Source organism: Kitasatospora sp. NBC_01250 (assembly GCF_036226465.1).
Classification (GTDB): Bacteria; Actinomycetota; Actinomycetes; order Streptomycetales; family Streptomycetaceae; genus Kitasatospora.
Window position 1 is genome coordinate 5,524,743 of the sequence record NZ_CP108476.1, and the last position, 20,325, is coordinate 5,545,067.

At 71.9% G+C, this 20,325-nt stretch carries 13 protein-coding genes; 10 read left to right on the forward strand and 3 right to left on the reverse strand.

Annotated features, from left to right (window positions below; translation table 11 throughout):
- Positions 1–689 precede the first annotated feature (689 nt).
- The 3 genes from OG500_RS23360 (at position 690) to OG500_RS23370 (ending at position 7,060) form a co-directional block, all read left to right on the forward strand.
- A complete protein-coding gene (locus OG500_RS23360) occupies positions 690–1,157 on the forward strand; it encodes a (deoxy)nucleoside triphosphate pyrophosphohydrolase (RefSeq protein ID WP_327068780.1) in 468 nt (155 codons plus the stop codon).
- Between the two features lie 98 nt (positions 1,158–1,255).
- Entirely contained in the window at positions 1,256–4,036 is a 2,781-nt protein-coding gene (locus tag OG500_RS23365) for a SpoIIE family protein phosphatase (protein WP_329583170.1), read from the forward strand.
- 336 nt (positions 4,037–4,372) lie between these two features.
- Complete coding sequence (locus OG500_RS23370) at positions 4,373–7,060, forward strand: SpoIIE family protein phosphatase (RefSeq protein ID WP_442907054.1); 2,688 nt, start codon at positions 4,373–4,375, stop codon at positions 7,058–7,060.
- 43 nt (positions 7,061–7,103) lie between these two features.
- On the opposite strand, the gene OG500_RS23375 is transcribed toward OG500_RS23370, so the two are convergent.
- The 3 genes from OG500_RS23375 to OG500_RS23385 are packed head-to-tail and all read right to left on the reverse strand — an operon-like array spanning position 7,104 to position 10,553.
- Positions 7,104–7,877, reverse strand: coding sequence for a succinate dehydrogenase/fumarate reductase iron-sulfur subunit (locus tag OG500_RS23375; protein WP_329583173.1), 774 nt, complete (start codon positions 7,875–7,877; stop codon positions 7,104–7,106).
- Positions 7,864–9,747: a fumarate reductase/succinate dehydrogenase flavoprotein subunit gene (locus tag OG500_RS23380; protein WP_329587688.1), complete on the reverse strand. Its 1,884-nt coding sequence runs from the start codon at positions 9,745–9,747 to the stop codon at positions 7,864–7,866. Before OG500_RS23380 ends, OG500_RS23375 begins: the two co-directional genes overlap by 14 nt.
- Before the next feature lie 20 nt (positions 9,748–9,767).
- Positions 9,768–10,553 carry a hypothetical protein gene (locus OG500_RS23385; protein ID WP_327068783.1) on the reverse strand — a complete coding sequence of 262 codons (786 nt, stop codon included), beginning with the start codon at positions 10,551–10,553 and terminating at the stop codon, positions 9,768–9,770.
- Between the two features lie 125 nt (positions 10,554–10,678).
- Between OG500_RS23385 and OG500_RS23390 the strand changes: the two genes are divergently transcribed.
- The 7 genes from OG500_RS23390 to OG500_RS23420 all read left to right on the forward strand — a co-directional run bounded on the left by OG500_RS23390 (position 10,679) and on the right by OG500_RS23420 (position 20,320).
- A complete protein-coding gene (locus OG500_RS23390; RefSeq protein ID WP_329583176.1) occupies positions 10,679–12,247 on the forward strand; it encodes an ABC transporter family substrate-binding protein in 1,569 nt (522 codons plus the stop codon).
- A gap of 132 nt (positions 12,248–12,379) precedes the next feature.
- The gene (typA, locus tag OG500_RS23395; RefSeq protein ID WP_329583179.1) at positions 12,380–14,248 is read left to right on the forward strand and encodes a translational GTPase TypA; all 1,869 of its coding nucleotides are present in this window, start codon (positions 12,380–12,382) and stop codon (positions 14,246–14,248) included.
- Positions 14,249–14,433: 185 nt separating this feature from the next.
- Entirely contained in the window at positions 14,434–16,071 is a 1,638-nt protein-coding gene (locus tag OG500_RS23400) for a peptide ABC transporter substrate-binding protein (protein ID WP_327068786.1), read from the forward strand.
- A 67-nt stretch (positions 16,072–16,138) separates the two neighbouring features.
- On the forward strand, positions 16,139–17,062 hold the full coding sequence (locus tag OG500_RS23405; protein ID WP_327068787.1) for an ABC transporter permease: 924 nt from the start codon (positions 16,139–16,141) through the stop codon (positions 17,060–17,062).
- Complete coding sequence (locus OG500_RS23410; protein WP_327068788.1) at positions 17,055–18,083, forward strand: ABC transporter permease; 1,029 nt, start codon at positions 17,055–17,057, stop codon at positions 18,081–18,083. The genes OG500_RS23405 and OG500_RS23410 overlap by 8 nt, the downstream gene beginning before the upstream one ends.
- Before the next feature lie 16 nt (positions 18,084–18,099).
- Positions 18,100–19,152, forward strand: a complete 1,053-nt coding sequence (locus tag OG500_RS23415; protein ID WP_327068789.1) for an ABC transporter ATP-binding protein — start codon at positions 18,100–18,102, stop codon at positions 19,150–19,152.
- Positions 19,145–20,320, forward strand: coding sequence for an ABC transporter ATP-binding protein (locus tag OG500_RS23420; RefSeq protein WP_329583186.1), 1,176 nt, complete (start codon positions 19,145–19,147; stop codon positions 20,318–20,320). Before OG500_RS23415 ends, OG500_RS23420 begins: the two co-directional genes overlap by 8 nt.
- The last annotated feature ends 5 nt before the right edge of the window (positions 20,321–20,325 follow it).

Genomic DNA, 20,325 nt, shown 5'->3' on the forward strand with positions numbered 1-20,325 from the left:
CCGCCGCGCGCCCGCGCCCACGGTGCCCGCGCGCCCGGACCCGGGCGGGGCCGAGGCGCGGTCGGCCGCCCGTCCGCCGCACGGCGACCCGGTGACCCGGCCCGGAACGAGACAGCCAGGACCTTGCGCCGACGCGGGAGCCGGTCCACCCTTGCGATAGTCGTCCGTGAGGTGGCCGCGCCGGAGAGATCCGGGCGGACCGCGTTGCCACGGCCGCTGTCGGCGCTGCGCCCACCCGCCGGGCGGGGGCGGCTCGACGCGGCCACGTGCTGGCTCCTCCCGCGCGGCGGTCGGACGGGGGCGAAACGGGGGCAGGTGTACGCGTCGGTAGGGATTCGCTGGTGCGGGAGCCGCATCAGCGGAGCCAGTCGTAGGCGAATCATGTGTCGGAGGTGTGGGCCGGCGGTCCGGCCGACCCGCGAACCCCAACGTCTTACGCGCCGTTAACCCGGCTCCCCGGGTGTGTGACGACGCCGAAACCTCGTCCGTACGTCCCGTTAGCGGGTCGTCCCTAGCCTCGGGCCAGGGTGCGACCGGCACCGCCCCGGGCCCGACTCGACCCCCACCGAGCCGGGCCCGGCGCGGCGCAGCCCGCCATCGTCGGCCCAGGCCCAGGCCTCCTGCGGCCCGCCGCCCGGCCCCCCTTCGGCCCGCCGGTTTCCGCCGGCCGCCCGACTAAGCTCCCCAGCATGGAGAACCGGATCGTGGTCGGCGGCGCGCTGATCGCCCAGGGCCGGGTGCTGGCCGCCCGGCGCAGTGCGCCCGCCGAGTTGGCGGGGCGCTGGGAGTTCCCCGGTGGCAAGGCCGAGCCGGGGGAGAGCGAGCAGCAGGCGCTGGAGCGCGAGCTCGCCGAGGAGCTGGGCGTGCGGGCCAGGGCGGTGACCCGGCTGGCGGGCGAGTGGCCGGTCCGAGCCGGGCTGGTGCTGCGGATCTGGGCGGCCGAGCTGGTGGCGGGCGAGCCGCGGCCGTTGCAGGACCACTCCGAGGTGCGCTGGCTGGGACCTGACGAGCTGACGGCGGTGGACTGGCTGGAGCACGACCGCGCGGTGCTCCCGGAGGTGGCCGGCCTGCTCAGGGCCGCTGATGCGCCGTCAGCGCAGAGCCCGGCGTCAGGTCCTGTAGGCCGATCGGAAAAGATGACCCGAACGCATGGATAGTGCACATTGCGTCTGGGTATGTCACAGTTCGGCATGATCCGTAACGTTTGGCGTGTCGAGTGGCGTCAGTCCGCGTCGGTACTTGGGAGGCCGCGTCGGTGACCAGCACGGGTAGCGCCGACGGAGCGCGACGCACCCGCGCCCCCCGCTCCGGGCGGACGGGTGGGGCAGCCGCCCGCGCGCGCCTGCGCGTCAGCGCCCCGGCGCCCGGCGCGCAGCGCCCGTCCGCAGGCCCGTCCACCGGGCCCGCAGCGCGCCCCCGCTCCGCATCGGCCGTACCCGCCACCGGCGCCGCACCCACCGCTGCCGCCCCGGGCGCCGCCCCCCGCCCCGCCGCCCGGGCGGCCCCGGCCCACCGCGGCGCACCGGGGGAGCCGTTCCCCGCCGGCGCCGCCAGCTCGCCCGAGGCGATCGGCGAGCACACCCAGGGCAGCCTCTTCGACGTCGTCAAGGTCGCCATCGCGATGCTCGACACCGCGGGCCGGGTGGTGCTCTGGAGCCCGGCCGCCGAGGAACTGCTCGGCTGGCCCAGCGAGGTGCTGGTGGGCCGGCGGATCGAGGAGCTGATGGCCGACGAGCAACGCGTCGCGCAGACCCGCGAGGCGTTCCGGATCGCGCTGCGCACCGGCGGCTGGAAGGGGCTGACCTGGCTGCACCACCGCGACGGCCCCAGGGTCCCGGTGGAGGCCCGGATCTCCCTGCTGGTGGACGGCGACGGCACCCCGTTCCTGCTGGTCGCGCTCGCCGAGGCGCGCACCCTGCAGGCCGTGGAACGCGATCTGGCGGTGCGCGACGCGCTCTTCGAGCAGTCGCCGCTGGGCATCGCGGTGCTGGACACCGAACTGCGCTACACGGCCGTCAACCAGACGCTGGCCGAGATGAACGGGGTGGCGGCCGAGGACCACATCGGCCGCACCACCGGCGAGACGCTGCCCGAACGGGCGGCCGACGAGGTCAGTGTGATCCAGCGTCAGGTGCTGGCCACCGGCGAGCCGGTGATCGACGTGACGCTGGCCGCCCAGAGTGCGGTCCGCTCGGGCTACCGGTCGATCTCCTACAGCCGGCTCACCGACCGCGGCGGCAAGGTGCTCGGCATCTCCGGCACCGTGATGGACGTGACCGAGCGCTACCGCGCGGTGGCCAAGGTCGAGCACGCCCGCCGCCGCCTGGCCCTGCTCAACGAGTTCGGCTCGCGGATCGGCGACCTGCTGGACGCCGGCCGGATCGCCCAGGAGCTGGCCGGCGCGGTGGTGCCCAGGCTCGCCGACTTCGCGGCGGCGATCCTGCTCCAGGCGGTGGCGCACGGCGACGACCTGCCCCGGCACGCCCACGACCGGCGCACCTCGCTGCTCCAACTCGGCGTGGCGGCCGTCCAGGACGGCGAGGACGTCGAGGTGATGCTCCGCCGGGGCGCCCGGATCAGCTTCGCCGAGGAGTCCTGCTACGGCCGGGTGCTGCGCAGCGGAGTGCCCGAACTGCTCTCCGGAGCAGAGGAGTTGGCGGAGGCAACCTACCCCGGCGACCCCAAGGTGCGGGCCGCGCTGGCGCTCGGCGCGCACTCGATGCTGGTGGTCCCGCTGCGCGCCCGGGGCATCGTGATCGGCCTGCTGGTGCTCAGCCGGGCCGGCCGGCGCGAGGCCTTCGACCGGGACGACCTGGCCTTCTCGGTGGAGCTCGCGGACCGGGCCGGCAGCTCGCTCGACAACGCCCGGCTGTACGTGCGTGAACGCACCGCCGCGCTCACCCTGCAGCGCACCCTGCTGCCGCAGCAGGTGCCGCAGCCCACCGGCGTCGAGGTCGCCTACCGCTACGTGCCGGGCAGCAGCGGCACCGAGGTCGGCGGCGACTGGTTCGACGTGATCCCGCTGCCCGGCGACCGCACCGCGCTGGTGGTCGGGGACGTGATGGGCCACGGCCTGCGGGCAGCCGCCACGATGGGCCGGCTGCGCACCGCCGTGCGGGTGCTGGCCGCCCTCGACCTGCCGCCCGACGTGCTGCTGCGCCACGTCCACGAGCTGGCCGACGACCTCGCTCAGGGGCCGGACGAGGCGCTGCTCGCCACCTGCGTCTACGCCGTCTACGACCCGGCCACCGCGCGGCTGACGGTCGCCAAGGCGGGCCACATCCCACCGGTGCTGGTGCGCCCGCCCACGCCGGGCCCGGCCCGCTCCGGTGGACCGCTGCCCGGCGGCGAGGGCGAGGTGCTGGACCTGCCCTCGGGCGCGCCGCTGGGCGTCGGCGGGGTGCCGTTCGAGGCGGTGGAGCTGCTGATCCCCGAGGGCAGTGTGCTGGCGCTGTGCACCGACGGCCTGGTGGAGTCCCGGGACAAGGACCTGGACGTCGGCCTGGGCCGGCTGCAGTCGGTGCTGGAGAAGCCGTACGTGTCGATCCAGCACGCCTGCGAGGCGGTGCTCGACACCATGGAGCAGGGCCGTGAGCCCGACGACGTGGCGCTGCTGCTGGCCCGCCTCGGCCGGGGCGAGGAAGGCGCCCGCACCGTGGGCTGGACGCTGCCGGCCGAGCCCACCGCGGTCTCCCGGGCCCGCCGGCTGGTGCGCGGCGCGCTCCAGGAGTGGGGCGTGGAGGAGCTGAGCGACACCGCCGAGCTGCTGGTCAGCGAGCTGGTGACCAACTCGGTGCGGTACGCCAGCGCGCCGATCGGGGTCCGGCTCACCCTCGGCAACACGCTGCTGGTGGAGATCTCCGACCCGCTGCCCGACCCGCCCAGGGAGCGGCACGCGGCTGCCGCCGACGAGGGCGGCCGGGGGCTGGAGCTGGTGCGCCGGCTGGCGCTGCGCTGGGGCGCGCGGGCCGAGGGAATGGGCAAGGTGGTCTGGTTCGAACAGGAATTGCCGGGGAAGGAGCCGGGGCGAGATTGATCACGGGATTGATCAGGGCGGGATTCGGTCAGATATTCGAATTTTCAAGGCTTGTTCACGTCACGTCCGCCGACCAGGCGCACGGGAGCGGACCAGGGGCGCGAGGGTGGCAGGCTGGTGGCGCGAAGCCAGGGGCAAAATCCTTCGCCCGATTTGATGTTGTGATGTTGGGGGCGTGTGCGCGTGCCCTCGGATGATGAATACTCGGTCATCTCAGGTCTTCTCGACATCCGGATGGGCGCGGGTTGGAGGGGTCGGTCCTTGAACAGCTTGCCGGCGCGGGAGGCGCTGAGTGGTAGCGGCCATGTCGGCGTGCCCGGACAGTCGGGTGCACCGGTGTCCGGGCCAGCCGCCGCTGCCGTCCCCCGTGTCCCCGAGACCCACCCCGGGCGCGATGCCGCCGCGGCCGACGCGGAGCCGACGGACGCGGAGCCGACGGACGCCGAGCTGGCGGAGGCCGCCGAGCGCCAGCCGCTCGGTTCGCCGCGCTGGGGCGAGGGCGATCCGGGCTCGATCTACGAGTTCATCCGCGTCGCCACCTTCGCGATCGGCCCGGACGGGCTGATCAGCCAGTGGAGCGAGCGGGCCGCCGACTTCTTCGCGGTGCCCGCCGCCGAGGCACTGGGCGCCGATCCGGTGACCACCCTGGTGCCGCGCGAGCTGTGGCGGCGGGGCCGCACCAGGCTGGAGCGCACGCTGGCCGGCGAGGAGTGGGTCGGCACCGCGCCCTACCGGGGAGCGGACGGCCGCGAGGGCCTGGCCGAGGTCTACCTGATGCCGGCCGTCGGCCCCAAGGACGAAGCGGGCGAGCCGGGCGCAGAGTTCGAAGACTCGCGAGAGCGCTCGCCGGGCGCGCTCTGCCTGGCCGTCGACCTCGGCCGGCTGCGCCGGATCGAGACCGAGCTGGCCGCCTCCGAGGCCGTCTTCGGGCAGACCCCGAGCGGCTTCTTCCTGTTCGACCGGCAGCTGCGGCTGCAGCGGGTCAACCGGGCCTTCGCCGAGGCGGTCGGGCTCGAACCCGAGGCGCTGGCCGGGCGCAGCGCGCACGACCTGTTCACCACCAGCGAGGCCGAGCGGCTGGAGTCCGCGCTGCGCCAGGTGCTGCAGAGCGGCGACCCGGTGGTCGACCTGCGGTTCAGCGGTGCCGTGCCGACCCGGTCCGGCGAACGCCGCTGGGCGATCTCGCTCTACCGCCTCACCGGCCCCGGCGAGCGCCCGATGGGCGTGGCCGGGCAGGTCAACGACATCACCAGCCGGCACGTCGCCGAGCGCGAGGCGGCCGGGGTGCGCCGCAACCTGGCGCTGGTCAACGAGGCCAGCGCGCACATCGGCTCCACCCTGGACCTGGAGACCACCGCCAAGGAACTGCTCGACGTGGTCGTCCCGCAGTTCTGCGACCTGGCCACCGTGGACCTCTACTCGGCACTGCTCTCCGGCGAGAGCGGTCCCTCGCTGACCGGGTCCGGCGCCCACCCGTACGACGGCAGCGGCGAGCTGCGCCGGGTGGCGGTCTCCAGCGTGGTCGGCGCGGGCGCGGTGGGCTTCGGCTCGCTGCTCGGCGGCGACCAGGGCGGCTACCCGGACCAGGCCTACGGCGCGCGCCTGGCCGCCGCCGAGGCCGGTGGCACCCTCTGCTACCCGCCGCGTTCCCCGCACGCCCGGGCGCTGCGCACCGGGCGCAGCGCGATCCCGGACCCGGGCCCCGACCCGCTGCTGCGCAGCACCCTGGTGGTCCCGCTGGTCGCCAGGGACGTGGTGCTCGGCCTGATCCAGCTCTCCCGGGCGATCGGCAGCGAGCCCTTCGACGCGCGGGACGTGGCGATCGCCGAGGAGATCGCGGCGCGCGCCGCGGTCTGCGTGGACAACGCCCGGCTCTACCGGCGTGAGCACGAGCGGGCGCTGATCCTGCAGCGCAGCCTGCTGCCCCCGGGCAACCCGGAGGCCAGCGGCCTGGAGATCGCCTGCCGCTACCGTCCCAGCAACAACAACACCGAGGTCGGCGGCGACTGGTTCGACGTGATCCCGCTGCCGGGCAACCGCACCGCGCTGGTGATCGGCGACGTGATGGGCCGCGGCCTGCGCGCGGCCGTCGCGATGGGCCAGCTGCGCACCGCGGTGCGGACGCTGGCGATGCTCGACCTGGAGCCGGCCGAGGTGCTCGGTTCGCTGGACGAGATCGCCCGGGGCCTGGGCGACCCGGGCCCCGGCTCGATGGCCGGCTACGGCTCCCAGCGCACCGGCGACAACGACGCCCCCGAGGTCTACCTGGCCACCTGCGTCTACGCGGTCTACGACGCGGTCACCCGGCGCTGCGTCTTCGCCAACGCCGGCCACCTGCCCCCGGCGCTGCTCAGCCCGGGCGAGCCGGCCCGGATGCTCGACGTGCCGCCCGGCCTGCCGCTGGGCGTGGGCGGCGAGCCGTTCGAGGAGGTCACCCTGACCCTCCCCGACGGCGCCCTGCTCGGCCTCTACACCGACGGCCTGGTGGAGTCCCGCAAGCACCAGCTGGACGAGGGCCTGCAGGCCTTCCGGATCGCCCTGGAGAACGGCGCGCCCGTCCTGGAGACGCTCTGCGACGAGGTGCTGAACGAGCTCGACCCGCACCACGGCGAGGACGACATCGCCCTGCTGCTGGCCCGGGTCCGGGCGCTGCCCGAGGACGCGGTGGGCGACTGGCAGCTGCCCCCCGAGCCGACCTCGGTGGCCAAGGCCCGCGAGAAGGCCTGCGCCTGGCTGTTGACCCGCGGCCTGGACGACCTGGTGGACACCACCGAGCTGCTGGTCAGCGAGCTGGTGACGAACGCGCTGCGGCACGGGCGCGGCGACATCCGGTTGCGCCTGCTGCGCGACACCACGGTGGTCTGCGAGGTCTGGGACGACGGGTACGCCCAGCCGCGCCGGCGCCGGGCGCAGGAGACCGACGAGGGCGGGCGCGGCCTGCAGCTGGTCAGCCTGCTGGCCGAGCGCTGGGGCAGCCGGCGGACCCCGCACGGGAAGATCGTCTGGTTCGAGCTGGGCCTCTGACCGCCGCGCCGGGCCCCCGCCGCAAGGGGGCCCGGCGGCCGGGTCAGTCCCGCGGGCGCAGGCCGATCTTCGAGCCCAGCCAGACCAGCGGGTCGTACTTGCGGTCGGCCACCCGCTCCTTGAGCGGGATCAGCGCGTTGTCGGTGATCCGGATGTGCTCCGGGCAGACCTCGGTGCAGCACTTGGTGATGTTGCAGTAGCCCAGGCCGTGGGTGTCCTGGGCACTGGCACGGCGGTCCAGGCCGCCGGCACCGGCCGCGTCCAGCGGGTGCATGTCGAGCTCGGCCACCCGCATCAGGAAGCGCGGCCCGGCGAAGGCCGCCTTGTTCTCCTCGTGGTCGCGCACCGCGTGGCAGGTGTCCTGGCACAGGAAGCACTCGATGCACTTGCGGAACTCCTGCGAGCGCGCCACGTCCTCCTGCCGCATCCGGTACTCGCCCGGTGCCAGTCCCGCCGGCGGCACGAAGGCGGCCACCTCCCTGGCCTTGGCGTAGTTGAACGTCACGTCGGTGACCAGGTCGCGCACCGAGGGGAAGGCACGCAGCGGGGTCAGCACCACCGGCTCGTCCGGTGGCAGCACCGACATCCGGGTCATGCAGAGCAGCCGCGGACGCCCGTTCACCTCGGCGCTGCACGAGCCGCACTTGCCCGCCTTGCAGTTCCACCGCACCGCCAGGTCGGGAGCCTGGGTGGCCTGCAGCCGGTGCACCAGGTCGAGCACCACCTCGCCCTCGTTGACCGGCACCCGGTACGTGACGAACCCGCCCGCGCCGCCCTCGCCCCGCCAGATCCGGAACTCCCTGTCATCCGTGCTCATCGGCCAGCTCCTCCGGGGTGAAGTACTTCGCCAGTTCGGTGCGGTCGAACAGCGCCAGCAGGTCGGCCCGGACGGGTGGGTTGGGCTGCCGCTCGACCGTCAGCTGCCCCTCGGCCAGCGAGCAGACCAGGTTGACCCGCCGCCAGTCCCGGTCCATCCCCGGCCAGTCCTCCCGGGTGTGCCCACCGCGGCTCTCCCGGCGCAGCAGCGCGGCGCGCGCCACGCACTCCGAGACCAGCAGCATGTTGCGCAGGTCCAGTGCCAGGTGCCAGCCGGGGTTGAACTGCCGGTGGCCCTCCACCGCCACCGCCTCGGCCCGCCGCCCCAGCACCGCCAGCCGGTCCAGCGCCTGCTTCATCTCGCCGGCCCGGCGGATGATCCCGACCAGGTCGTTCATGGTCTGCTGGAGCTCCTGGTGCAGCGCGTACGGGTGCTCGCTCCCCTCGCCGAACGGGGCCAGCGCCTCGGCGGCGGCGGCCGACAGCTGGGCCTCGTCGAGCGCCGGCCGCGCCGGCGCCCCGGCCGCGTACCGCGCCGCGTGCAGTCCCGCGCGGCGGCCGAAGACCAGCAGGTCGGAGAGCGAGTTGCCGCCGAGCCGGTTGGAGCCGTGCATCCCGCCGGCCACCTCGCCGGCGGCGTAGAGCCCGGGGACGGCGGGGCTGGCCGCGGTGTCCGGGTCCACCTCCACCCCGCCCATCACGTAGTGGCAGGTCGGGCCGACCTCCATCGGCTCGCGGGTGATGTCGACGTCGGCCAGCTCCTTGAACTGGTGGTGCATCGAGGGCAGCCGCCGGATGATCTCCTCGGCCGGCAGCCGGCTGGAGACGTCCAGGAAGACTCCGCCGTGCGGGGTGCCGCGCCCCGCCTTGACCTCGGAGTTGATCGCCCTGGCCACCTCGTCACGGGGCAGCAGCTCGGGCGGGCGGCGGTGCCCGGCGGGGTCGGCGTACCAGCCGTCCGCCTCCGCCTCGGTCTCGGCGTACTGGCCGCGGAACACCTCGGGCACGTAGTCGAACATGAACCGCTTGCCCTCGCTGTTGCGCAGCACCCCGCCGTCGCCGCGCACCGACTCGGTGACCAGGATGCCCTTCACCGAGGGCGGCCAGACCATGCCGGTGGGGTGGAACTGGACGAACTCCATGTTCAGCAGGCGGGCGCCGGCCAGCAGCGCCAGCGCGTGGCCGTCGCCGGTGTACTCCCAGGAGTTGGAGGTCACCTTGAACGACTTCCCGATCCCGCCGGTGGCCAGCACCACGGCGGGGGCGGCGACGGCGAAGAACCGCCCGCTCTCCCGCTGGTAGCCGAAGACCCCCGCGACCCGCTCGCCGTCCTTCAGGATCCTTGTGACCGTGTACTCCTGGAAGACCTTCAGGCCCGACTCGTAGTCGCCGCTCTCCTTGAAGTCCTCCTGCTGCAGCGCCACCACCTTCTGCTGCAGGGTGCGGATCAGCTCCAGCCCGGTCCGGTCGCCCACGTGCGCCAGCCGCGGGTACTCGTGGCCGCCGAAGTTGCGCTGCGAGATCCGCCCGTCCGCGGTCCGGTCGAAGAGCGCGCCCCAGCCCTCCAGCTCCCAGACCCGCTCGGGCGCCTCCTTGGCGTGCAGCTCGGCCATCCGCCAGTGGTTGAGGAACTTGCCGCCGCGCATGGTGTCGCGGAAGTGCACCTGCCAGTTGTCGCCGCTGTTCACGTTGCCCATCGAGGCCGCGATGCCGCCCTCGGCCATCACGGTGTGCGCCTTGCCGAAGAGCGACTTGCAGATCACCGCGACCCGCATCCCCTGCTCGCGGGCCTCGATCGCGGCCCGCAGCCCGGCCCCGCCGGCGCCGACCACCACCACGTCGTACCCGTCGTGGACGTCGTAGCTGTGCATCTCCGTCACAGTGCCCCTCCTCAGAAGAACCTCGGGTCGCTGAACACGCCGGACGAGACCAGGTAGACGTACAGGTCGGCCAGCCCGACCGAGGCGAGCGAGGCCCAGGCCAGCTGCATGTGACGGGCGTTGAGCCGCCCCACCAGCTGCCAGGCCCGGTAGCGCACCGGGTGTTTGGAGAAGTGCCGCAGCCGCCCGCCGACGATGTGCCGGCAGGAGTGGCAGGAGAGCGTGTAGGCCCAGATCAGTGCCACGTTCACGAGCAGCACCAGGGTGCCGAGCCCGGCGTGCCCCCAGGCGCCGGCGGCGTTGCGGAAGCCGAGCGCCGCGTCGTAGCTCAGGATCGCGGCCACCGGGACGGCCAGGTAGAAGAAGTAGCGGTGCAGGTTCTGCAGGATCAGCGGGAACCGGGTCTCGCCGGTGTACCTGGCGTGCTGTTCGCCCACCGCGCAGGCCGGCGGCGAGGCCCAGAAGGCGCGGTAGTAGGCCTTGCGGTAGTAGTAGCAGGTCAGCCGGAAGCCGAGCGGGAAGATCAGCACCAGCAGGGCGGGGGAGAGCCGCCACCAGTCGCCGACCACCGCCCAGTCGGCCCCGCCGCGCATCGGCACGCAGTTGGTCGCGAGGCAGGGGGAGTAGAACGGCGAGACGTACGGGGCGGCGTAGTAGTGGCTGCCGCTGAAGGCCCGCCAGGTCGAGTAGCCGATGAAGACCAGCAGGCCGGCCGCCGTGCTCAGCTGGGGCAACCACCAGCGGTCGGTACGGAGAGTGCGTTCCGGTATCGCAGCGCGCTTGGTCGTGATGGCCATCCTGTGAGTGTGACCTTGATCACATCAGGTCGGAAGACCTCGGACGGGATTGACTCTGCGCCGATCGGAGGACAACTTGTCGTGTCGTCAGCTCTTCGCCCTGATGCGGGAGTTGAGTGGGCGCCATGAAGAGCATCAGGGTGCTCGCCGCCGCCGCACTGCTCGGCGCACTGGCGGGCTGCTCCGGCGCGCAGGGTCCGGCCACGCCCTCCCAGTCCGCCTCCGACCTCACCTCCGCCGACCGCGGCTCGGTCCGCGAGGGCGGCACGCTGCGCTGGGCGGTGGACGCGGTGCCCGCCTCACTGGACGTCTACCAGCCCGACGCCACCCCCGACACCGCGCTGATCGCCCACGCCCTGCTGCCCAGCCTCTTCCGGCTGGACGACCGCGCCCGCCCGGTGGCCGATCCGGACTACCTGGCCGGCGCCGACGCGGTGGGCCGCACGGTCACCTACCGGCTCAACCCGAAGGCCGTGTGGAGCGACGGCACGCCGGTGACAGCGGCCGACTTCAGCGCCCAGTGGGCGGCGCAGCGGGGCGTCCACCCCGGCTACGCGGCGATCGAGTCGGTCGCGCCCGGCGCCGACCCGCACCAGGTCACGGTGGTCTTCAAGCACCCGTACGCCGAGTGGCAGGGCCTGTTCAGCCCGCTCTACCCGGCCGCCGGCATGCCCCGCAGCGCCGGCCCGCTCACCCTGCAGTCGCTGGACGCCAAGGGCGGACGGGCGGTCCTGGTGCGCAACGCCCGTTGGTGGGGCGACCCGCCCAAGGTCGACGAGCTCGACTTCCTGGCCACCACGGACCGGCTGGACGCGCTCGGCCAGGGCAAGGTCGACGTGGCCGCACTGGAGGGCACCGTCGACCACCCGCCGGGTGCCGGCTCCACCGATGCGCTGGACTCCTCCGTCCAGGCGCTGCGGCGGGCCCAGACGCTGCCCAACATCACCCTGCACCGCGCGGCGGCTCCCGCCTACACCCAGCTCACCTTCAACGGTTCCCGCGGCCCGCTGGCCGACGCCGCCGTGCGCCGTGCGGTGGCCGCCTGCGTGGACCGCAAGAAGCTCGTCCAGGCCGCGCTCACCCCGCTCGGCCTGCCCGCGGCCCCGCTCGGCAACCACCTGCTCATGACCGGCCAGAGCGGCTACCAGGACGACAGTGCCTACCTGGGCGCCACCGCCAAGCAGCTGCACCTGGAGCTGAACCTGCTCTACCCGGACGGCTCGGCCACCGCCCGCCGCACCGCCGACGCCCTGGTGGCGCAGCTGGCCCCGCAGGGCGTCACCGTGCATCCGAAGGCCGCCGCCCCCGACAGCTTCGTCCACGACCAGCTGGCCGCCGGCGACTGGGACCTCGCGCTCTTCTCCTGGCCCGCGACCGCCTTCCCCGCCACCGACGAGCGTCCGCTCTACGCCAAGCCGCAGCCGGGCCCGGACGGCAAGCCGGTGGCGGGTCTGAACTACGGCGGCGCCGGGACGGACGAGATCGACCGGCTCTTCGACCGGGCCGCCGCCGAGCCGGACCAGGCCAGGAGGACCGCGCTGCTCCAGCAGGCCGATGCCGCGATCTGGGAGCTGGGCCACTCGGTGCCGCTCTACCAGCGCCCTGATCTGGTGGCGGTGCGCGCCGGGGTGGCGGGTGCGGGCGCCTACGGATTCGGCTGGCCGCGCTACCAGGACCTGGGCTTCCGGCGCTGAGCTGGTCCTCCGCTTCGCGTCAGCGGTGGGCGGCCACGTACCATAGGACAAGCCGTGGCATGGTAAGCCCGGCGGGTGGACCGGGACAGGCCGGGGCGCCGCAATCCACGACTCCGGGAGAGTTCGCTCCGCATGCCCACGCGCAATGACATCCGCAACGTCGCCATCGTCGCCCACGTCGACCACGGGAAGACGACCCTGGTCGACGCGATGCTCAAGCAGGCCGGCGCTTTCGCGGCTCACCAGCACCTCGACGACCGCATGATGGACTCGAACGACCTGGAGCGCGAGAAGGGCATCACCATTCTCGCGAAGAACACCGCGGTCAAGTACCACCCCAAGGAGGGTGGCGCGCCGATCACCATCAACATCATCGACACCCCTGGCCACGCCGACTTCGGTGGCGAGGTCGAGCGCGGTCTGTCGATGGTGGACGCGGTCGTGCTGCTGGTCGACGCCTCCGAGGGCCCGCTGCCGCAGACCCGCTTCGTGCTCCGCAAGGCGCTCACCGCCAAGCTCCCGGTCATCCTCTGCATCAACAAGACGGACCGCCCGGACTCCCGGATCGACGAGGTCATCAACGAGACCTACGACCTCTTCCTGGACCTGGACGCCACCGAGGAGCAGATCGAGTTCCCGATCGTCTACGCCTGTGCGCGTGACGGCGTCGCCTCGCTGACCAAGCCGGAGAACGGCACCGTCCCGGCCGACAGCGACTCGCTGGAGCCCTTCTTCTCCACCATCCTGGAGCACGTCCCGGCCCCGGAGTTCGACGCCGACGCCCCGCTGCAGGCGCACGTCACCAACCTGGACGCCGACAACTTCCTCGGCCGCATCGCGCTCTGCCGCGTCGAGCAGGGTGAGCTGCGCAAGGGCCAGCAGGTCGCGTGGATGAAGCGGGACGGCTCGATCCAGCAGGTGAAGATCACCGAGCTGCTGATGACCGAGGCGCTCACCCGCAAGCCGGCCGAGGTGGCCGGCCCCGGCGACATCTGCGCCGTCGCGGGCATCCCCGACATCATGATCGGCGAGACCCTGGCCGACCTGGAGAACCCGATCGCGCTGCCGCTGATCACGGTGGACGAGCCGGCCATCTCCATGGTCATCGGTACCAACACCTCGCCGCTGGTCGGCAAGGGCGGCAAGGGCCACAAGGTCACCGCCCGCATGGTGAAGGACCGCCTGGACCGCGAGCTCATCGGTAACGTCTCGCTCCGCGTGCTGCCGACCGAGCGTCCGGACGCCTGGGAGGTCCAGGGCCGTGGCGAGCTGGCGCTGGCCATCCTGGTCGAGACCATGCGCCGGGAGCTCTTCGAGCTGACCGTCGGCAAGCCGCAGGTCGTCACCAAGCTCGTCAACGGCAAGGTGCACGAGCCGGTCGAGCGGATGACCATCGACAGCCCCGAGGAGTACCTCGGCGCGATCACCCAGCTGATGGCCGTCCGCAAGGGCCGCATGGAGACCATGACGAACCACGGCTCCGGCTGGGTGCGCATGGAGTTCATCGTCCCGTCGCGCGGCCTGATCGGGTTCCGCACCCAGTTCCTCACGGACACCCGCGGCACCGGCATCGCGCACAGCATCTTCGAGGGCCACGAGCCGTGGTTCGGCGAGCTGCGGATGCGCAACAACGGTTCGCTGGTGGCCGACCGCGCGGGCGTCGTGACGCCGTTCGCGATGATGGGCATCCAGGAGCGCGGCACGCTCTTCGTCGAGCCCACCACCGAGGTGTACGAGGGCATGATCGTCGGCGAGAACTCGCGCCAGGACGACATGGACATCAACATCACCAAGGAGAAGAAGCTCACCAACATGCGTGCCGCTTCCTCCGACACCACCGAGAACCTGGTGCCGCCGCGCAAGCTGTCGCTCGAGCAGTCGCTCGAGTTCTGCCGCGAGGACGAGTGCATCGAGGTGACCCCGGAGACCGTGCGCATCCGCAAGGTCGTGCTGGACCAGAAGGAGCGCGGCCGCAGCGCCTCGCGCGCCAAGAAGAACTGACACAGCGCCAGCTCTTCGCACCGCAGCCCGTCAGCCGGTTCCCCTTCGGGGGAGCCGGCTGACGGCGTTCCGGCCACCCGTTCGGCGGCACCGGGTGCCCGTGTGGCCCTGCTGCGGGTGCGCCGCCATGGCTGGGCCCCTCGAATGGGATGTGATGCCTCACACACACCACGAGGAGGTCCTTCATGCCTGCAGCCACCCGAGTGCGCTGGGCCGTGATCGCTGTGACATCGGTGGCGCTGGCGGCCACCGGCTGCAGCAGTAGCAACAGCAGCAGCAGTGGCGGCGGCTCGGGCGGTGGCGTCGTCAAGGCATGGTGGGGCGACCCGCAGAACCCGCTGGAGCCGGCCAACACCAACGAGGTGAACGGCGGCGCGGTGATGAACATGATCTTCGCCGGACTGGTCCAGTACGACCCCAAGACGAGTGCGGCCAGCAACGCCAACGCCGACTCGATCACCTCCTCCGACCAGCAGAACTGGACGGTGACGCTCAAGCCGGGCTGGAAGTTCAGCGACGGCACCCCGGTGACCGCCAAGTCGTACGTGGACGCCTGGAACTACGGCGCGCTCTCCACCAACAAGCAGGTCAACGCGAGCTTCTTCCAGTACATCCAGGGCTACAACGACGTCGCGCCGGCCAGCGGTTCGCCGACCGCGCAGACGATGTCGGGCCTCAAGGTGGTCAACGACAACACCTTCACGGTGGCGCTCACCCAGAAGTTCACCACCTGGCCGCAGACCCTGGGCTACAACGCCTACTACCCGCTGCCCGCCAGCTTCTTCAGCAACCACGCCGGGTACCTGAACAAGCCGATCGGCGACGGGCCGTACATGATCCAGTCGTACACCCGCAGCCAGCAGATGCAGCTGGTGCCGAACCCGGACTACAGCGGCACCAACAAGCCGAAGAACGGCGGCATCAACCTCGTCGTCTACACCGACCCGAACGCCGCCTACTCCGATCTCCAGTCCGGTGCCCTGGACGTCGACAACACGCTCTCCAACACGGCGATCAAGCAGCTCGCGGGCGGGCCGAGTACGGCGCGCTTCCTGAACACGCCGGCCGGCATCATCCAGACCATCTCGTTCCCGCTGTACCAGCCGCAGTGGAACACCGATGGCGCGAAGCTGGTCCGCCAAGGCATCTCGATGGCGATCGACCGGCCCACGATCGTCAAGAACATCTTCACCAACACCCGGACGACGGCCAGCGACTGGACCTCCCCGGTTCTCGGCGCCACCGGCGGATTCAAGGACGGGCTCTGCGGTGACCTCTGCACCTACAACCCGACCAAGGCCAAGCAGCTGATCGAGCAGGGCGGCGGCATCCCCGGCGGCCAGCTGACCATCAGCTACAACGCCGACGGCCCGCACAAGGACTGGGTCGACGCCACCTGCAACAGCATCAACACGGTGATGGGCAACAACAACGCCTGTGTCGGCAACCCGATCGGCACCTTCGCGGACTTCCGCAACCAGGTCACCAGCCAGAAGATGACCGGCCCCTTCCGGACCGGCTGGCAGATGGACTACCCGCTGATCCAGGACTTCATCCAGCCGGTCTACACCACCGGCGGCTCGTCCAACGACTCGCACTACAGCAACCCGCAGTTCGACGCGCAGGTCAACACGGCGAACGCGGCGTCCGACGCGGCCACCTCGGTCTCCGACTTCCAGACCGCCGAGAAGATGCTCGTCACCGACGTGCCCGCGATCCCGCTCTGGTACCAGAACGGCACGGTCGCCTGGTCCAGCCACGTCAGCAACGTGATGCTCGACCCGTTCAGCGTCCCGGTCTACACCGAGATCACTGTCAGCTAGTCAGCGGCGGCGGCCGGCTCCCGTGCGGAGTCGGCCGCCGGTCTTCGCCCGCCCAGTGGAGGTTCGCATGGGACGCTACGTCCTGAGGCGCCTGCTCCAGATGATCCCGGTGTTCATCGGGACCACCTTCCTGATCTTCGTCATGGTGCACGCGCTCGGTGACCCGGTGAACGCCCTCTTCGGCGACCGGGCCCCGGATCCGGCCGTGGCGGCGCAGATCCGGGCCCAGTACAACCTGAACGACCCGCTGTGGCTCCAGTACGTCAAGTACATGGGCAAGCTCTTCCAGTGGGACTTCGGCACCACCTTCAGCGGCCAGACGGTGACCTCGCAGCTGGCGGCCGCCTACCCGGTCACCCTCAAGCTCACGGCGGTGGCCTTCGTCATCGAGGTGGTCTTCGGCATCGGCCTGGGCCTGCTGAGCGGACTGCGGCGGGGGCGGATCGCGGACAACTCGGTGCTGGTCCTCACCCTGGTGGTCATCTCCATCCCGACCTTCGTCACCGGCTACGTGCTGCAGTACCTGGTCGGCGTGAAGTGGGGGATCCTGCCGGCCACGGTCGGCTTCGACGTGACCTTCGAGTCGCTGATCCTGCCGGGCATCGTGCTGGCCTCGGTCTCGCTCGCCTACGTCGCCCGGCTGACCCGCACCACCGTCGCGGAGAACAGCAAGGCGGACTACGTGCGCACCGCGGTGGCCAAGGGGCTGCCCAGACGCCGGGTGGTGATCAACCACCTGCTGCGCAACTCGCTGATCCCGGTGGTCACCTTCCTGGGGACCGACCTGGGAGCGCTGATGGGTGGCGCGCTCGTGACGGAACGCATCTTCAACATCCACGGCGTCGGCTACACCCTCTACCAGGGGATCGTGCGGCAGAGCACCAACACCGTGGTCGGCTTCGTGACCATCCTGGTCATCGTCTTCCTGCTGGCCAACCTGCTCGTCGACCTGCTCTACGCGGTCCTGGACCCAAGGATCCGGTATGCCTGACCAGGAGAAGTACAACCAATCGGACCCGATGGCGGGGGCCGGCGACGAAGACGAGGAGATGCAGAGCGCGGTCGAGAGCCGGACCCTCGATCTCGGCACCATGGAGGCCGAGACCCTGATCAAGGCCGAGCGGCTGACCGACCACCCGGAGACCGCGGCGGCGGAGGAGCGGGTGGAGCCGCGCAGCCTGTGGCAGGACGCCTGGCGGGACCTGCGGCGCAACCCGATCTTCATCATCTCCGGCCTGCTGATCCTCTTCCTGGTCATCGTGGCGATCTGGCCCAGCCTGCTCACCTCGACCAACCCGCTCAGCTGCGACCTGACCAAGTCGCAGCAGGGCCCCACCTCCGGCCACCCGTTCGGCTACGACACCCAGGGCTGCGACGTCTACGCCCGCACCGTCTACGGCGCACGCGCCTCGATCACCGTCGGCGTCTGCGCCACCGCCGGCTCGGCGATCGTCGGGACCCTGCTGGGCGGGCTGGCCGGCTTCTTCGGCGGCTGGTCGGACTCGGTGATCTCCCGGGTCGCCGACATCTTCTTCGGTATCCCGATCCTGCTGGGCGGTCTGGTCTTCCTCTCGGTGATCTCCACCCGGTCGGTCTGGATCGTGGTGGCGTTCATCGTGGTCCTCGGCTGGCCGCAGCTGGCCCGGATCGCCCGCGGCGCGGTGATCACGGCCAAGCAGCAGGACTACGTCACGGCGGCCCGCGCGCTGGGCGCCGGCAGCGGGCGGCTGATGATCCGGCACATCCTGCCGAACGCGGTGGCCCCGATCATCGTGGTGGCCACCATCGCGCTGGGCACCTACATCGCACTGGAGGCCACGCTGAGCTACCTCGGCGTCGGCCTCAAGCCGCCCACGGTCTCCTGGGGCATCGACATCTCGGCCGCGTCGGACACCTTCAGCATCGCGCCGCACATGCTGCTCTTCCCGGCCGGCGCGCTGAGCATCACGGTGCTCGCGTTCATCATGCTCGGCGACGCGGTCCGCGACGCCCTCGACCCCAAGCTGCGCTGAGGAAGGGTCACCACCGATGAGTAGCAGCATCAGCGCCCAGCCGCGCGAGAGCACCGCGGACACCGAGGAGTCCCCGCTGCTGGAGGTCCGCGACCTGCACGTGGAGTTCCGTACCCGGGACGGGGTGGCGACGGCCGTCAACGGGGTGAACTACTCGGTGCGGGCCGGCGAGACGCTGGCCGTCCTGGGCGAGTCGGGCTCCGGCAAGTCGGTCACCGCGCAGGCCGTGATGGGCATCCTGGACAGCCCGCCGGGCTTCGTGACCGGCGGTCAGATCGTCTTCAAGGGCCGCGACCTGCTCACCCTGGGCACCGAGGAGCGGCGCAAGATCCGCGGCTCGCAGATGGCGATGATCTTCCAGGACGCGCTCTCCTCGCTCAACCCCGTGCACACGGTGGGCGCGCAGCTGGGCGAGATGTACCGGGTGCACCAAGGGGCGTCGCGCAAGGAGGCCAAGGCCAAGGCCATCGAGCTGATGGACCGGGTGCGCATCCCGGCCGCCGCGGAGCGGGTCGGCAACTACCCGCACCAGTTCTCCGGAGGCATGCGCCAGCGCATCATGATCGCGATGGCGCTGGCCCTGGAGCCCGACCTGATCATCGCCGACGAACCGACCACCGCGCTGGACGTCACCGTCCAGGCCCAGGTGATGGACCTGCTGGCGGAGCTGCAGGCCGAGTACCACATGGGCCTGATCCTGATCACCCACGACCTCGGAGTGGTCGCGGACGTGGCTGACAAGATCGCGGTGATGTACGCCGGGCGGATCGTCGAGACCGCGCCGGTGCACGAGCTCTACGCCAAGCCGGCCCACCCCTACACCCGGGGCCTGCTGGACTCCATCCCGCGGCTCGACCAGAAGGGCCAAGAGCTCTACGCGATCAAGGGGCTGCCGCCCAACCTGCTGCGGATCCCGCCCGGCTGCGCCTTCAACCCGCGCTGCCCCAGGGCCAAGGAGATCTGCCGGACCACCGTGCCGCCGCTCTTCGAGGTGACGGACGCGAACGGCGCGCCGCTGCCGGGGCGGGCCAGCGCCTGCCACTTCTGGAAGGAGACCCTCGATGACTGACGGCGCCACCGCGCTCAACGCGCCCGTGCCGCAGGACGCGGCCTTCGGCCGGCCGGTCTCCGAGGGCGAACCGATCCTGGCGATCCGCGACCTGGTCAAGCACTTCCCGCTGACCCAGGGCGTCGTGGTGAAGAAGCAGATCGGGGCGGTCAAGGCGGTGGACGGGGTCTCCTTCGACCTGCGCAAGGGGGAGACGCTGGGCATCGTCGGCGAGTCCGGCTGCGGCAAGTCGACGCTGGCGAAGGTCCTGATGAACCTGGAGCCGGCCACCTCGGGCTCGGTGCGCTACAAGGGCGAGGAGATCTCCCGGCTCTCCGGCAACGCGCTCAAGGTGGTGCGGCGCAACATCCAGATGGTCTTCCAGGACCCGTACACCTCGCTCAACCCCCGGATGACGGTCGGCGACATCATCGGCGAGCCGTACGAGATCCACCCCGAGGTGGCGCCCAAGGGCGAGCGGCGCAAGGCCGTCCAGGACCTGCTGGACGTGGTCGGGCTCAACCCGGAGTACATCAACCGCTATCCGCACCAGTTCTCCGGCGGCCAGCGGCAGCGGATCGGCATCGCCCGCGGGCTGGCGCTCAAGCCCGAGGTGATCATCTGCGACGAGCCGGTCTCCGCGCTGGACGTCTCGGTCCAGGCCCAGGTCATCAACCTGCTGGAGAAGCTGCAGGACGAGTTCGAGCTGTCGTACATCTTCATCGCGCACGACCTGTCGATCGTGCGGCACATCTCGGACCGGGTGGGCGTGATGTACCTGGGCAAGATGGTGGAGATCGGCTCCGACCTGGAGATCTACGACCACGCCACGCACCCGTACACCCAGGCGCTGCTCTCCGCGGTGCCGGTGCCCGACCCCAGCGCGCGGGAGGGGCGCGACCGCATCGTGCTGACCGGCGACGTGCCCTCGCCCGCCGACCCGCCCTCGGGCTGCCGCTTCCGCACCCGCTGCTGGAAGGCCCAGGAGCGGTGCGCGAGCGAGGAGCCGCTGCTGGCCCGGCCGTCCTGGCTGACGGGGCCGGCGGCGCACGAGTCGGCGTGTCACTTCGCGGCGGAGCGCGAGATCAGGCAGAGCGCGGCGGAGCGCGAGATCGGGCAGAGCGCGGCGGAGCGCGAGAACGGGCAGAACGGGCACGGCGCGCCGGAGGGCGAGAACCCCGCGCAGTGACCACG

Bases quoted from the DNA above. Each gene is read 5' to 3' on its own strand.
- OG500_RS23360 (WP_327068780.1), top strand. From the start codon at position 690: ATGGAGAACCGGATCGTGGTCGGCGGCGCGCTGATCGCCCAGGGCCGG.
- OG500_RS23375 (WP_329583173.1), bottom strand. From the start codon at position 7,877: ATGAGCACGGATGACAGGGAGTTCCGGATCTGGCGGGGCGAGGGCGGC.
- OG500_RS23380 (WP_329587688.1), bottom strand. From the start codon at position 9,747: ATGCACAGCTACGACGTCCACGACGGGTACGACGTGGTGGTGGTCGGC.
- OG500_RS23385 (WP_327068783.1), bottom strand. From the start codon at position 10,553: ATGGCCATCACGACCAAGCGCGCTGCGATACCGGAACGCACTCTCCGT.
- OG500_RS23390 (WP_329583176.1), top strand. From the start codon at position 10,679: ATGAAGAGCATCAGGGTGCTCGCCGCCGCCGCACTGCTCGGCGCACTG.
- typA (WP_329583179.1), top strand. From the start codon at position 12,380: ATGCCCACGCGCAATGACATCCGCAACGTCGCCATCGTCGCCCACGTC.
- OG500_RS23400 (WP_327068786.1), top strand. From the start codon at position 14,434: ATGCCTGCAGCCACCCGAGTGCGCTGGGCCGTGATCGCTGTGACATCG.
- OG500_RS23405 (WP_327068787.1), top strand. From the start codon at position 16,139: ATGGGACGCTACGTCCTGAGGCGCCTGCTCCAGATGATCCCGGTGTTC.
- OG500_RS23410 (WP_327068788.1), top strand. From the start codon at position 17,055: ATGCCTGACCAGGAGAAGTACAACCAATCGGACCCGATGGCGGGGGCC.
- OG500_RS23415 (WP_327068789.1), top strand. From the start codon at position 18,100: ATGAGTAGCAGCATCAGCGCCCAGCCGCGCGAGAGCACCGCGGACACC.
- OG500_RS23420 (WP_329583186.1), top strand. From the start codon at position 19,145: ATGACTGACGGCGCCACCGCGCTCAACGCGCCCGTGCCGCAGGACGCG.